Source organism: Psychromonas arctica (assembly GCF_036697365.1).
In the GTDB taxonomy this organism is placed as follows: Bacteria; Pseudomonadota; Gammaproteobacteria; order Enterobacterales; family Psychromonadaceae; genus Psychromonas; species Psychromonas arctica_A.
Map to the genome: position 1 here is coordinate 122,363 of NZ_JBAHZA010000004.1, position 15,094 is coordinate 137,456.

The window sequence follows — 15,094 nt, forward strand, 5'->3', positions numbered from 1 at the left end:
AGCACTTTCTTCTCAGAAGTACCTTGAAGCACTATTTTATAATTTCTTTTTATAACCACGTGGCGTATAAACCCATGATTTTTCACCATTGATAATATGGCGAGACTCGCTATTACCAACACTTACTAAGGTGAACATATCTACATCTTTGGCATCTAACTCATCCAAACGAATAATACGAATGGTTTCATCTTCACGGGTTAACTGACGCCCTAGTAACACAGGTGTTGATGCTGGACGGTACTTTAATAATACGTCTCGCGCATGGTTAAGCTGCCAATCACGTTTTTTCGATACAGGGTTGTAGAAAGAGATAACAAAGTCACCTTCACCCGCACTGTGAATTCGCTTATCAATAGTTTCCCAAGGTGTTAACAGATCTGACAAACTAACAGTACAGAAGTCATGTCCTAACATTGCACCAATACGACTTGCGCCAGCTTGCATTGCTGATATCCCTGGTATTACGTCAATTTCAACGTCTAGCCATTCAGGATGATCTTCTAAGCCTTGAAGTTGTCTATCCAACAATTCAAACACTAAAGTGGCCATTGCATAGATGCCAATATCTCCACTTGAAATAAGTGAAGTGGTTTTGCCACTTGCCGCGAGATCTAACGCTAAGCGTGCACGCCCAATCTCTTCTCCTAAGGGTAAATCATGGTGTACTTTGTTATTACAAGGCTCACCTAACAAGTCTAAATACAGTCCATAAGCGACTAAATCAGTACTTTGCTCAACCGCTTTTAATGCTTTTGGTGCCACTAAATCTGCATTTCCCGGTCCCATACCGACAACAAAAAGTTGTTTTTTTAAACTCATTTTATTTCCTAGTTTTTAATGTTCTACAGGCTATAACTTCTGGCGATTGCACAGGTAGCTTGTTTGTTTTTATGTTTATTAAGTAGTAACTCACTACCGTTATTGGTTAACTGTTGAGCTTGATACAATGCAGCAGACTCTGCGACACCATACACGCCAACAGTTTTTAAAATATAATCAGATTTAGTCGAAAGACGGTCTTCCATCAGACTTAAGCGCTGAGCATTAAAAGTTAAATAAGGTTTTTGTAATGTGTCAGCTAAGGCAATTAAACCCACTTCATCACTCTTAATATCGATGCTGGTAATGGCACTGATATCATCAATGGTTAGCCCAGCTTTCACTAAACATTCATTTAATAAACCTTGTAAAACTGCCTCTGGGCAGTGGCGTTCACAGCCCATACCAACAACATATTTAGGTTTTAAGTAGCTATTCGCTGTGGTTAACACTAATTGATTTTGTAACAACTCGGTGACTTGTCTAGCCAACTCGTTGGCACCACCTTCGTGCCCAGATAACAGTGGGATCACAAACTGCCCTTGCTCATCCAAAACCAATACCGCAGGATCGCTATATTTATCGTTTATCACAGGTGCTAATGTACGCATCACGATACCAGTGGCACAGATAAAGATAAGCGTATCGCCTTGCGTAAAGTAGCTTTGTACCGTCTCCTTGAAAGGCGTTGGTTTAAAACAAACATCGCTCTTTATAAGTGTCGATCTAGGTGAAGGTATAGCTGCCGAACTACTATTTAGAAGGTGTTGTAAACGCCTAGCTAACTGAAGGCCAACTTCTGTTAAACAGATAATTCGAATCACGCAGTCAATTCCTCACGCGTGATCACAAATAATGAGAAATAAGGCCCAGCAACATTGTCTAACTGATTTAAATCTCGAATTACTTTTTGTTGGTCACGGCTAACATATTCCAAGTAATTAGCATCATCGAAACGATTAGTCTCTTTTAACAGAGCAATTAAACGCGGTCGTTCTATCCCAGCTTTCATGATCACAATGGCATCATGCTCTAACAAAGCCGTTTTAATTTTTGCATCGCTATGACGCCCGGTTATGACCGCAAAAGACTGCTTTAATACTGTTAATGGTAATTGTAACTCTGCAGTTGCAGCCACAAAAGCAGGTATTCCTGGAATAACTTGCGATGCAAATTGACTGTCTAAACGCTCTAGTAAATAGGTAAAAGACCCAAAAAATAACGGGTCACCTTCACATAGAAAAGCCACAGTTTTGCCAAGTTGAAGCTCAGCCTGTATTTGCATAATCGCTTTATCGTATGCAGCATTAGCTGCAACACGTTCACGTGACATGGCAAAACGCACACCTAAGTGCTGTTGTTTTTTAATCGGATCTTTTAAGGCTTCGCTGGCAATCTCTAAAGCTTGTGATTGCCCTGATTCGTTCTCTAAATAACAGATCACATCTGCCGATTGAATGGCACGAAATGCTTTCAATGTTAGTAACTCAGGGTCACCAGGACCAACACCGACACCAATAAAGCACGCCGATGTTGAATTTAACTCACTCATGATGCTGCCTTTTTAGTGAAACTAAATAAGCTAACCGCTAACGCAGGACGATAAGCCAGTTGCCCGCCTAATGTTCTGCTTTTATTAACAGCGATTTGTAAAGTTTCTAGTTCCGCATCTTTCAACTCTTCGCGTTGAGAATAAAAATCTAATAACTGCGCTTTGGTTTTTTCCATCACAGCAGAGACAACTATTTGCCCATGTTCAGGTAATTTAGCCCACAATTGTGCTAATAAAGTAGGTAACTCGCCATCACTACCACCGATGAATATTTTATTAGCCTCAGGTAAATTAACTAGCCCTTCAGGTGCACGTGAGAATTGTGGTTTTAGATTTTTGACAACACCAAATTTTATCTGGTTTTTCATTAAGCAATTAAACCTTTCTTGGTTATGCTCAATGGCATAAACAGTGGCTTTTGATTGCCAATAGGCCAACTCGATAGAAACGCCGCCACAACCCGCACCGATGTCCCAAATCAAGTCACCTTTACTTGGTTGTAATAAAGACAGGATAGCCAAGCGCACTTCACGTTTGCTGATCATCCCTTTACTGCCTAGTTCGCCGGTTTCAAAATCGGCATCTTTAATCCCTGGAAATTCAGGAAGAAAACCTCTATTTTCGCCACAAAGCACAAAAGTTACATGCAAAGTATCAAATACTGGTCGTTGCCCATTTGTTTCAGCGTCACATAACTCAGCAGCAGTGAATCGTGATATTTTCTGTTCTTTATAACCTAGGCGCTCACACACCATTATTTCTGCATCGAAGAAACCACTTTCTAAACAAACACTTGCTACATGTTGAGGTAGACTATCTTGATCGGTTAATAACAGTAATGTTTGCTGTGCTTTTAAAGCGACTTTTAATCTTTCTAAAGGTCGACCGTGTAGGCTAAGTACATGCACATCTTGTTGCGAAATTGATAGACTGTGACAAGCTTGAGTAATGCTAGAAACAGCAGGGAAATATCGTACTGACGCTTCTTTAAAGTTTTTACTTATCCAAGTACCAATACCGTAATAAAGTGGATCTCCTGATCCTAATACAACCACTTTTTTCTCAGTTTCTATTAATGCTTTTAACTCTTTTAACTTAGGTAGTATTTCTGTTTTTGGCGGAAGATGATCCACTGCAGGCGCAGGCTCGAGATCTTGTTGTTCACCTTCTTCCAATGTAGCGATAGGCGCTGGTACTGCTAGGTATTTTTCTAAGGTTAATAATTGGCGTTCAGAGCCGATCACTAGATCTGCAGACTGTAATGCACATAATGCTTGCTCACTTAACATTGCATTTTCTGCAACGCCTAAACCAATCACAGATATCTCTTGTCCTCCACTCACCACTGACTTGGCGTGGCTATGTGTAGATGCACTCAGGCCTAATTTACTCGCTAACTTGTTGAAAAAACCTTTCATTAATATAACTCCCCTTTAATACAACGTAATAAGGCATTACAACTTGCACTTGATACTGCGCTACCACCTTCGCGGCCCAATAATGTAATGCATTCAATGCCTAATGTTTGGTGAAGATCCCATAGTGCTTGTTTCGATTCTGCGGCGCCAACAAATCCAACTGGCATACCGATAATCAAAGCAGGTTTAGGGGCTCCTTGGTCAATCATTTCTAATAAACGAAACAGTGCTGTAGGTGCATTACCAATGACCACTACACTGCCTTCTAAATAAGGCAACCATGCAGTTAATGCTGCCATGGTTCTTGTTTCACCCGTTTCTTTCGCACGCTCAGGCACACCTGGCGCATTTAAAAAACAGTAAGGATCAGTTTTAATCATGCGCTTGGTAATGCCCTGTTTTACCATCTCCACATCACAGAGGATAGGAGCGCCTTTTTTTAATGCAGCAATACCTGATTCACAGGCATTTTCACTGAATTTTACTTGTGTCGCTACCGCTGGAATTCCCACACTATGCACTACACGCATCACCACTTGTTGTGCTTCGATGGATAAGTGCGATAGCTCAGTTAACGTTCTAATTTGGCGGAAGCTTTCATTTTCGATCTCACTTGGATCGTGGATATAATCAAATTTCATTATGTGGCTCATTTACTCTAATATTGGGTGTTTCTGCAGATTTAGATGAAGTCAGTGACGACTGCAGCATAGCAATACAGCTAGCAGCATCATCAAACTGATAAGTTAAGGCTTGCAGGTTAGGACGCTTAAATTGATAAACAGGAATATGTGCCAACGCAGCCGCTTCAATTTTAGCGTAAGTTGCATCGCCACCACTGTTTTTGCTGATAATAGCGTCAATGTGATAAGTATTTAATAGTTGTTTTTCATCTTCAACATGGAATGGGCCGATCGCTTTTAACCAGGTAACGTTAGCCGGTAAAGTGATTTTTGCGGGCATAGCAGTGCGAAGTAACACTTGCTCTGCCTGCGAAGATAAAGCATCAATTACGGTTTGTGACACTTGCCCTGCGGTGATAAATAATGAACGATGCTTGGCTACTTTTTTAATTAGGCTTGCCCAATCATCAACTTCTACCCAATGATCTCGGTCTGTTTTTTGCCAAGGTTTACGATGAAAGCGAATCGCTATAACCGATAATTGTTTAGTCACTCGCGCAATGGTATTACTCATGGTTTGTGCAAAAGGATGAGTCGCATCAATAACATGCGTAATGTGATTATCCGTTAGATATTGCGCCAAACCACCAAACTGAGTAAAGCCGCCGCTAATAGACTGGCAAGGTACCGTTGCTTTGCGAACAATCCCGGCAATACTGTAAGTAACATCAAAGCCCAGGTAGTGCAACTCTGCTGCTAATTTACGTCCATCCGCTGTACCACCAATCACTAAGACTCTCATAAACTCGCCTCTGATTGGTTAATAATTTTACCATCATGATCGAATTTATCTTGATGGCTATTCGCCACAAATAAACCTTTTCTGTTCACTGCCCACACTTCCACTTCAATGGATTCATGCACAATGGTTTTAGCAAATTTTAACGCTTCAATACATACGACAGTGGCGATATCTAAACCAGCTTGTTTAGTCATATTAAGCACTTGAATAGTTGTATTGGCGTTCAATATTTGTTGTTGGAGCTCGGTGCTAGCCCCTAATTTTTTGGCAATATTGGCTAATTGCTCAAAGTCGATACTTGATTGACGGCTATTAAGATCTAAGTGCCCATTCGCTAACTTAGTTAACTTACCAAAGCCGGCGCTAATACTAAGCTTTTGAATACGGTTACCTGATTTTGGATCAATTTTTTCACGACGTAAGTACTTCATCATTGCACCGACAAAATCGCCCATCTCTATTAAGCTGATTTCATCCATCTGATAGTATTCTTTAATCGCATGTTCGCTTGCAATGCCCGTCGATGCGGCTAAGTGAGTGAAGCCATTAACACGAGCAACATCAATACCTTGATGAATTGATGCAATATAAGCAGCACATGAATAAGGACGAACAATACCTGTTGTCCCTAAAATCGATAATCCACCGATAATACCTAATCGGCTATTCATGGTATTAGTCGCGATTTGCTCACCGTTGACAATGCCTACTGACACTTCAAAACCGCCTTGATACTGATATGCTTGAGCATAATGTTCAAGGTGACTTATCATCATTTTACGTGGAACAGGATTAATCGCTGGCTCGCCAATAGCAAGGACTAAACCTTCACGAGTCACTGTTCCAACACCTTCAGCCGCTTTAAAGGTAATACCCGGCGTTGGCAGTAAACGCAATTCAACAAACAGTGTTGCACCATGCGTTGCATCAGGATCATCGCCAGCATCTTTAATAGTGCTAGTACGAATCCCTTTTTCAAGTGGTTGATAATCGATAATATGGAGATTAACTAGTTCACCACGAGGTAAAGTGATTTCAACACTGGCAGGTTGTTTGTTAGCTAGTAACGCACGCACAGCAGCAACACAGCAAGCTGTTGCACAACTTCCTGTGGTTAAACCATTACGTAATGGTTGCTCTGTTTCGCTTGTTTCCGGCCACATATTTCAGCAGTTCCTATTGTTGAGCTTGCATTGCAGCGTGCTGTTGCGTCTGCTTGTTAACTGAGCTAGTGACAGCTTGGTTATTGTAGTTTTCCCAAGCAACCAACTTATCCTGGTCAACAGCTTGTAATTTGCCCATAAAAAGATCAGCGATTAATACTGGGTTAGATGGGAAAAACAGATGTAAATAACTCGCGGTTAAATTCTCAGTTCGATAAATTGCTTCCCCCGGTGCAGGGTGGCGTTGGCGTTGACCATAACCAATTGGTTGCATTTCCATAATGGCACGCGATCTATGATGTGCATGTCCGTGAATTTCACCTTCAGGTAAGATAGCTTTTTGCATACCCTGACAACCACGCTTACCAGACATACTGCCGTAGCCATCTAATAATCCAAGCATTTTATGGTGTTTTTCATCTAAATCCACCAGCTCATTAAGGCAATATAAAAAGCCTCCACATTCCGCCAAGATAGGTTTTCCAGCTTTATTAAATTGGTTGATTTGTGCTTGTAACTCAGTATTTTCAGCCAATTGACTTGCATACAATTCAGGATAACCACCAGGTAACCATAGCGCGTCGGCTTCAGGTAATGCATCTCCTTTTAATGGAGAGAAGTAGTGAAGTTTTGCGCCCATCTCTTCTAACAAACGAGTATTCGCTTGATAGATAAAGCTAAAAGCAAGATCCTGTGCGATAGCGATCTGTTTACCTGCTAATAATGGTTGTACTTTAGGTTGTTCTGCAGAGTAAAAATCAACACTTGCCGGTAAATTTAACAGTGAACTATTGGTCCCAGCTCGTTTTACCCCATCTAATAACCATTCACAGCCTAGAGTGAACTTAGCCTCTAATTCATCGAATACTTCGCTGGCTTGTACTAACCCTAAATGACGTTCAGGTAATGCCACTTCAGGGTCTTTTTTCAAACAAGCTAATAAAGGTAATTGTTCGTCTAAAGCATCACGAATTAGTTGCGCATGACGCTCGCTGCTGCAGTTATTAGCAATCAAACCATAACATTGGTAGTCATCGCGAAAGTTAGCTAAGCCAATTGCTACTGCTGCAGCAGTTTGTGCCATGCCTTTTACATCCATCACAATCGCAACCGGAATATTAAAGCGCGCGGCTAAATCTGCACTTGAAGGCTCACCGTCAAATAGGCCCATCGCACCTTCAACTAAAATTAAATCAGCTTGTTGCGCGGCTTCAAATAGCTTTTGCTGGCAATAAGCTTCGCCTGCCATCCACATATCTAGTTGCTCAACATGGGCTTGTGACGCTTGTGCTAAAATTTGTGGATCAAGGTAATCTGGGCCTGTTTTAAATACACGAACGACTTTACCTTGCTCAGTGAAATAACGAGCAATTGCCGATGTAATGGTTGTTTTACCTTGTCCTGATGCGGGAGCCGCTAAAAATAGTGCAGGACAGCTTGCTTTGTTAGTCATTTGATTCCTTTGAGTGCTCTACGTTAAAACGAAAGTTAAGACGAAAGCGCAAAATATTGTGCATCTAATTGTGCAGCTAGTGTTGTGCCTCGACCACGTTTTACCGTCGTTTTTTCAACATCCACTAATAAGGTAGGCACTTGTAATTTTAAGTCATTAATATCTGCACGACTGCGACCATCGGTAATTAGATAGCAGAACAAAGCCAAATCTGGTGTTTGTATTCTAAGTTGTTTAATACTTTGTAACGCTTTTTCTAATACTTGGCGTAATGGCGTTCCACCTACTGCATTGATATCATCTAACAACATTTGTACTTTTTTAGGTGCTTTGCCCGCTTTAATTAAGGTTTGAATTTGGTTATTACCAAACCCTAAAAGGCTGATTTTTTCACGCTTTAAATAGGCACTATCAACAATATTCATCACTACTGATTTAGCTAATGACGACAAACCTTCAGTTAACGTTGAAGCCGAAGTATCCAACAAAATAAGATGATGTTTAGCTTGTCCTGTTTTTGCTTTTTTAAAACTAAATTGTGCTGGCGGCCATTGCCCTAAGCTTTTAGACAAAGTATTAAACCAATCTGGCTTGTGGCTGTTTAGTGATGACTGTCTCAGCCCTTTTGCCGTTTTACCCTGAGCATTTTGCTGTAACTCACCCTGTAATACATTGCCATTAATTACTTTGGTTAATGGCGTATGCTGTAACTCAGGTAATTGAACTGGTTGGCTTGCTGTTTTTTGCTGCTCACCTGATTGCGGAGGCATTGCTCCCCACTCACCACCTGATTCAGCCTGTTCTTGGCTATCATTTGATTGACTTTGCTGGTCAGACTTAGTTTCAGAAGCTTGCGATTCACTATCATTTTCTTGAGGCGGTTTAGGGCGAGAAAAGCCGCCGTTTCTATTTTGCTCTGTCGGAGATTTATTGGGTTGATCAGGGCCAGATGATGAGTTGGGTGGCGTTCCTGATTGTTGAGAACGATGTAATAATACTAATGGGGCAACTTGATCAATGTCTTGCAGTAATACAGTTGTTCTTCCACACCAAGCAGCATGGGTTAAACTTGCTCGATGCATCATGATATCAGCACGTAGCCCATCAACATTTGCCTGTTGACAACGCGTAGCAATTTCAATCAAACAAGCGTCATCACAAGTGACTTTAGGCAGTAGCTCCTGTGCATCATTTATTTGTTGTTGTAATGAAATTTGCGGTGCCTGATATTCATCGCAAAAAGCGACTTTATCTAGTTCGAAAGCTTGACGTGTTTTAATGATATTAATACGTTCTTCTATGCTGTACTGATTATCTAATTCAACCATTAACCCAAAACGATCTTTCAACTGCGGTCTTAACTCACCTTCATCAGGGTTCATGGTACCAATTAGCGTAAAACGAGCATCATGACGATGACTCACGCCATCTCTTTCAACAATGTTAACACCACTGCTTGCCACATCTAAGATTTGATCGACCAGGTGATCAGGTAATAGATTAACTTCATCGACATAAAGCACACCAGTATGCGCTTTTTGTAATAACCCAGGTGAAAACTTAACTTGTTTACCTTTTAGAATATGGTCCAAATCTAGCGTTCCAATCAACATCTCTTCACTAGCGCCCAACGGCAGAGTAACAAATTGAGATGTAGTATATTCGGTGACAGGTAGTAGATCAGCCACTGCTCTTGCTAAAGTCGATTTAGCACAGCCTCTTGGACCAGAAATCAAGACGCCACCGATTAATGGATTAACGGTTGCTAATAACAACGCAAGTTTAAATTGTTTTTGCCCCTGAACGGCGCTAAAAGGAAAAATGATATCTTCAGTACTGTTATCCATATTACTTCCTTAAGCCACTGCTATCGTGTTGTGTGTTGTTTCGCTGTCAATTAATGCGCCTTCTTTCAAGGTTAATTGTCGCGTAGCGAGTTGCTCTGAAAATACTTTATCGTGTGAAATAATGATCATCGCTTGCGGTAATGCTTTCAAGACTGATAACAAACGAGCTTTGGCTTTTTCGTCAAGTGCATTAGTTGGCTCGTCTAAGATCAATACTTTTGGCTCCATGACTAAGACACAGGCTAAAGTGATCATACGCTTTTCACCACCCGATAATTGATGAGTGATTCGAGACTCAAATCCCTGCATTCCCAAACTGGCTAATGTTTGTTTTGACTTTTCAATAGCTTGTTGCTTATTAAAACCTAAATTCAATGGGCCAAACATCACATCTTCTAATACAGTAGGACAAAACAGTTGATCATCAGGATCTTGAAATAATAAACCGGCTTTAGCTCGTAATTGATTAAACTCTTTTTCTGTTTTACACAGTTGTCCAAAACCAAATACTTGGCCTTTCTTAGCTTTTTTAAGGCCGACGATAAGGTGTAATAAAGTAGTTTTCCCTGCTCCATTATCACCATTAATCACAACTCTTTCACCTTCATATAAGGCAAAGTTAACTGCATTTAATACACTGCCACGCCTTGGATAAGCATAGTTAAGATCTTCTATCTTAATCAGAGGTTTATTTGAATAAGCCATCAATATTAAGCCCTATTAGCAGTATTAAAAAAGAGATAAACACAATAGCAAAAACCCAATCAATTGTACGGATTTTCATCTCATCGTTAAGGTAATAACGCCCACAAAAACCACGGCACTTCATGGCATCTGCAATACGCTCCGCACGCTCTACTGAACGAATTAATAACATACCAAACAGATAACCAATACTCTTCCAAGTATGTCGATTGGTACGCAATACAAAAGCTCGAGCCTGCATGGCCCGGCGCATTTTTTTATATTCTTGGCTAATTACATCTAAATAACGCACCATAAATAATAATAGATGTACCAATTTATCAGGTACCTTAAGATGTGCAAGTGCATGCCCTAAGGTTGATGCACTCATCGTCGCCACTAACGAAAATAAGACTAATAATACCGCATTGGCTTTCACTGTTATTAATAAAGCATGAAACAAGCCTTGCCAACTGGCTGTTAACCCCAAGACAGTAAACATTGCATCACCAGGTGTAGTGAAAGGTAAAATACAGATTAATGTCAGCATGAACAAATCCATCGCCACTACACGACGCAGAGTTCGTTTAATATTCAGTTTACTGGCTTTCACCAACATAAAAGCACAAAACAAACCTAACAGTGCAGGTGTAAAAGATTGACTCGATACCACAACTAATGCAAAAAGAGCAGAGCATACTACACGTACTCGGGCATCAATATCATCAATCCACGATGCCTGATGTTTAAGTGCTTGGCCTGACCAAGATGTTAAACTGTGCTCTAAACTTTGCGACATTACGATTTAGCCTTTTGCTTACGCTCACGTAGAAAAGCCACCAAACCGAGTAGACCAAAAATATAACCAATACCACCAATGATATCGCGCATGCCTGACTTCTCTTTGAGTTCTTGTATTTCACGCCTCAGGGGTTTGAGTTGCTTTGCGATAGCTTTTTCTAGTAGCAAAGTATTCACTTTCTCTGCATTTTTTGAGATTGGCTGATTAGCACCTTGGTTAGCAGGATTTACATCAGCTTTGTGCACATTATTATTGGTTACATCATCATTAGAATTATCCGGTAACTCTTCAGCAGGTAACTCCATTTTTAAAACATGTCCGGCACCCATATTGATCTCAAAATGATGAGTAATATGCTTTTTTGCTATGAAGGTAAAAGCCCCTTCTTCGTCGGTTAACACTTCGCCTAAGGTGTTTCCTGTATCATCAGTGACTTTCACTAATGTGCCAGGGTTCGCCATTGCACCATTTGAAAAACCTGCTTCTCCTTCAATTTCAAAACCTTCTGCATAAACACCACCCATCACGTTATGAGCAACAGCATTGCAAGAGATAGATAAACTTAAAACTGTAATAAAAGAGATCAACCACTTCATTAATTTGTGCCTTTACTTATAAATTCAGGTTTAACCGTGTGAATTAAATACACTGCGGCATAAGAAACAAAACCTTCAATTAACATAATCGGAATATGTGCAGGCACCACGGCTTTAGCGGCTAACACAAACGACTCTCCTGACAAAGCGAGTGAACATGCTACCATTAATGCGGTCATTAATATCGCTCCAGCGCCGCCAAAAGCTCCCCACATTGCAGCTACTTTAGGGCTATCATGACGAATACCTTTATAACAGAGGTAATAGATGATCACTGCGGGCAAGGCTATATTAAGCGTATTAACTCCCAACACCAATAGCCCACCAAAGCCGAAGAAAATGACTTGTAATAATAATGCAACAAATAGAGCAGGAAAGGCTACCCACCCAAGAAGAATTCCCAGTAACCCATTCATAATTAAATGCACACTAGAAAACCCTAGCGGCAGATGGATATAAGATGCGATAAAGAAAACCGATGCTAATACACCGACTAAAGGTAAATGATCATAATCCATTTTCTTAAGGCCAATAAATACACCAATTGCACTTAATACCGCTCCACTTATTAATACCGGTGAAGAAAGTGCTCCATCAACTATATGCATAACTTACCTTTCTATACTCTATGAAGAAGATACTCACTGTTGGTGAGTATCAATTTTTTCTATGGCAATTTAGTTGCTTGAACCCAGATAACTGCATCTTGGGACAGCTTTTTATCTTTATAAGTTTTTTGTTCACCTATATCTAATGCTGCAAAGCCCCACTGTCCGGCTTGAGGTAGAACAAAATTAAAAGTACCGTTAGCGTCAGCATAAATAGTTTGTGTAATAAAAACATCTGATGGAGTAACCATTAACGGTGTTTTAGCAAAGCGATTATTTTCCATTTCTGGCTCGTAATTAACAAACTCTACTTCAATCTCAGCAAAAGGCACTGCTTGCCCACGTGATTTAACAACACCAGTAAAGATACCACCTTCATAAATCGCATAAGGTTTAGTTAATGGCACAATTTCTGCCGCTAAACCAAAGTCTTCATTCCAATCCGTCGGTAAGCCACCTACATTAACAATAGTTTTGGTGATTTGCTGAATATAAAAACCTTCTTCAGCTTCAAAATAAGGTGATGGCTTAGAGATGAAAACATAGTCGCCTAATCCTCGTAACTTTACATCAGCTTGATAAGCATGACCTGTATCAACGGCACTTTCCCATTCAATTTCAGAGACCTTATCCAGTAAGTCTGTTTTTTTACCTTTTTTAATCATATAAAAAGCTTGAGGCTTATCAACCTTCATCACATGACCACTTGCTGCTGGGTGGGTAAACGGCATTTTAAGACTAATATTTCCGCCCTTAGCACGTAGTAATTCTGGGGTATAAATCATTTGAAAGTGAGCGCTAGCATAAAAAGGTAATGTACAACCAATGGCTAGAACAGCAGGCGCAATCAAACGCTGTAAATTAATGCTCTGTGTTAGTTTTGTATAATTTATAAAGTTTAACAAAGGAAAATCTCCGTCTGAGTATATAACAGGCGAAGTTGTGGAGGAGATGGCAACCTTAATGTCTGAGTGACTTTAGTTAAGATAAACCAGCCGGTGAAGCCCTCCGCAACACCACGGTACTTGCTGTAAACAAGTATCATCCAAAGGTTTGGTATCCGGGCTTAACAAACTCAATTTGCTCTACCGTTGCGGGGGCAGCCTTGGTATTTGACCAAGTTCCCAAACAGCTCATACTTATCTAATTATAAGATGAAATGCATAGCTTTAAGACTATATCCTAAGGAGGCTGAACAATAGCGTGTAACAGGGTAAACAGTCAATATAAAGCCACTTTTTCAAAGAGATAAAATGTTTAAATTATTACGACAGAATCAATAAATGAGAAGTAATGGTAAGGCTTTAAATATTGATGGTAATATCGATAATTATTGAGCTAACAACCACGCACTCTTAATAAAAAAATATACCAATAAAATAAATGAGGGCATAAAAAAAGTAACGACGAAATCGGCGTTACTTTTTAAATATTCAAGGTTAATTTATGTGCTTTATAAAAAGGTTTCTTGTACCTTTGCTTCTGGCTCTAGGCCCATAAAGTATAAATATCCTTTATCAACTTTTTCGTTCATCGAGCTTTTAGGCTTTAACTTAATAACAGGCTTGTCAGATGACTTACTTGGAGGCGTCGTAGAGACGTTTGGATAATTTGTTTTTACTGTTTGTTTTTGTGCTGCCGATTTTTTTGCTTTATTTTTTTTAGCTGTATTAGCAAAGGTATAAAAGAATTCGCCATTACCTTCGATTACTTCGACACTAGATTGACCAATTGAATTGTATGAAGCCAAAATACCATGACGACCTAAAGCAACTTCTTGCGTAATTTCTTTACCACTACCAACTTTATTACCGTCGATATACCAATCTACATCAACATTACTTTTTAACGTTAATACTGCAGATTTAAGACCAAATTTTTCATTTAAGATAGATTCGATTTTGTTGTTGTAAGCAGGTTTAAATGTCATTGCAGCACGGTAAGCTAAGTCACCATCTAGATTCATACTCGCATCTACAATTTTGTAAGATAATAATACGCTGCGTTCATTTAAGAAGTTATCAGATTTTTTTGCGTCTTTAACGATAAAGTTTTCATTTTCGCTTAGACATTGATTAATAGATTGATAAGTCGTACAACTAAGCGTGCCGCTCAAAGAAACATCTTTTACGCTTCTAGGATCAGCTAACTCTTCAGTTAAACGTGCAACCACTCTCTGTTTTAATGCTGCTAATTCACTATTTCGCTTAATACGCGCATCTTTTAATTTTTTGCCATCAGCAATAATAGTTTGATGCTCTTCTTTTAAAGCACGACCTTTTTCTTCGTATTCTTTTTCTAACGCATCAATCTTTAAAACAAGTGCTTCTAGATCTTTGAAGTATTGAGCAACATTATCCTTCGCAACCACTTTATCGGCTAAAGCATTAATGTTGTTTTGGTATATGTTTTTGTTGTTCTCAATTTCTAAACCAAGGGCTCTATATTCAAATTCATTTTTGTTATAGCGACCAAGTTTATTATTAGATGAGATTAGAAGATTATTAATATCATATTGTTGATTTATATCTTCAATAGCAGAATCTTCAGAGGCTGTAATCAGTTCTAAAGCAGATAGGTTTGTTGCAAATGACAACATCAAAGCAATTGTAAGCTTACAGTATCTCACTTTTTCTCCATTATAAATGAGCCGCTTGAACGTATTAAATAGTCAAGGGGAGTTATGTTAAGTTTATTGTCCATATGAACTTTACTATGCTTTAA

At 39.6% G+C, this 15,094-nt stretch carries 15 protein-coding genes and 1 riboswitch; all 15 genes read right to left on the minus strand.

Going from position 1 to position 15,094, the window contains the following annotated elements:
- Nucleotides 1–36 precede the first annotated feature (36 nt).
- Nucleotides 37–822 carry a precorrin-3B C(17)-methyltransferase gene (cobJ, locus tag V5290_RS05990; RefSeq protein WP_333382850.1) on the minus strand — a complete coding sequence of 262 codons (786 nt, stop codon included), beginning with the start codon at nucleotides 820–822 and terminating at the stop codon, nucleotides 37–39.
- 23 nt (nucleotides 823–845) lie between these two features.
- Nucleotides 846–1,646: a cobalt-precorrin 5A hydrolase gene (locus V5290_RS05995; protein WP_333382851.1), complete on the minus strand. Its 801-nt coding sequence runs from the start codon at nucleotides 1,644–1,646 to the stop codon at nucleotides 846–848.
- On the minus strand, nucleotides 1,643–2,374 hold the full coding sequence (gene cobI, locus V5290_RS06000; protein ID WP_333382853.1) for a precorrin-2 C(20)-methyltransferase: 732 nt from the start codon (nucleotides 2,372–2,374) through the stop codon (nucleotides 1,643–1,645). Before cobI ends, V5290_RS05995 begins: the two co-directional genes overlap by 4 nt.
- A complete protein-coding gene (cbiE, locus tag V5290_RS06005; RefSeq protein WP_333382854.1) occupies nucleotides 2,371–3,792 on the minus strand; it encodes a precorrin-6y C5,15-methyltransferase (decarboxylating) subunit CbiE in 1,422 nt (473 codons plus the stop codon). Before cbiE ends, cobI begins: the two co-directional genes overlap by 4 nt.
- Entirely contained in the window at nucleotides 3,792–4,433 is a 642-nt protein-coding gene (locus V5290_RS06010) for a precorrin-8X methylmutase (RefSeq protein ID WP_333382856.1), read from the minus strand. The genes cbiE and V5290_RS06010 overlap by 1 nt, the downstream gene beginning before the upstream one ends.
- A complete protein-coding gene (locus V5290_RS06015) occupies nucleotides 4,423–5,217 on the minus strand; it encodes a precorrin-6A/cobalt-precorrin-6A reductase (RefSeq protein WP_333382858.1) in 795 nt (264 codons plus the stop codon). Before V5290_RS06015 ends, V5290_RS06010 begins: the two co-directional genes overlap by 11 nt.
- Nucleotides 5,214–6,380: a cobalt-precorrin-5B (C(1))-methyltransferase gene (locus V5290_RS06020; protein ID WP_333382861.1), complete on the minus strand. Its 1,167-nt coding sequence runs from the start codon at nucleotides 6,378–6,380 to the stop codon at nucleotides 5,214–5,216. Before V5290_RS06020 ends, V5290_RS06015 begins: the two co-directional genes overlap by 4 nt.
- A gap of 13 nt (nucleotides 6,381–6,393) precedes the next feature.
- Entirely contained in the window at nucleotides 6,394–7,833 is a 1,440-nt protein-coding gene (locus V5290_RS06025) for a cobyrinate a,c-diamide synthase (RefSeq protein ID WP_333382863.1), read from the minus strand.
- A gap of 35 nt (nucleotides 7,834–7,868) precedes the next feature.
- The gene (locus tag V5290_RS06030; RefSeq protein WP_333382865.1) at nucleotides 7,869–9,680 is read right to left on the minus strand and encodes an ATP-binding protein; all 1,812 of its coding nucleotides are present in this window, start codon (nucleotides 9,678–9,680) and stop codon (nucleotides 7,869–7,871) included.
- 9 nt (nucleotides 9,681–9,689) lie between these two features.
- A complete protein-coding gene (locus V5290_RS06035) occupies nucleotides 9,690–10,385 on the minus strand; it encodes an ABC transporter ATP-binding protein (RefSeq protein WP_333382867.1) in 696 nt (231 codons plus the stop codon).
- Nucleotides 10,369–11,163 (minus strand): cobalt ECF transporter T component CbiQ, encoded by a 795-nt coding sequence (gene cbiQ, locus V5290_RS06040; RefSeq protein WP_333382869.1) that lies wholly within the window; start codon nucleotides 11,161–11,163, stop codon nucleotides 10,369–10,371. The genes V5290_RS06035 and cbiQ overlap by 17 nt, the downstream gene beginning before the upstream one ends.
- Nucleotides 11,163–11,762: a hypothetical protein gene (locus V5290_RS06045; RefSeq protein ID WP_333382871.1), complete on the minus strand. Its 600-nt coding sequence runs from the start codon at nucleotides 11,760–11,762 to the stop codon at nucleotides 11,163–11,165. The genes cbiQ and V5290_RS06045 overlap by 1 nt, the downstream gene beginning before the upstream one ends.
- Nucleotides 11,762–12,370, minus strand: a complete 609-nt coding sequence (gene cbiM, locus V5290_RS06050; RefSeq protein ID WP_333382873.1) for a cobalt transporter CbiM — start codon at nucleotides 12,368–12,370, stop codon at nucleotides 11,762–11,764. The genes V5290_RS06045 and cbiM overlap by 1 nt, the downstream gene beginning before the upstream one ends.
- Before the next feature lie 59 nt (nucleotides 12,371–12,429).
- Entirely contained in the window at nucleotides 12,430–13,275 is an 846-nt protein-coding gene (locus tag V5290_RS06055; RefSeq protein WP_333382875.1) for a DUF4198 domain-containing protein, read from the minus strand.
- A gap of 129 nt (nucleotides 13,276–13,404) precedes the next feature.
- A riboswitch (cobalamin riboswitch) is annotated at nucleotides 13,405–13,536 on the minus strand.
- Between the two features lie 287 nt (nucleotides 13,537–13,823).
- Complete coding sequence (locus tag V5290_RS06060) at nucleotides 13,824–14,999, minus strand: hypothetical protein (RefSeq protein WP_333382877.1); 1,176 nt, start codon at nucleotides 14,997–14,999, stop codon at nucleotides 13,824–13,826.
- Nucleotides 15,000–15,094: the final 95 nt, after the last annotated feature.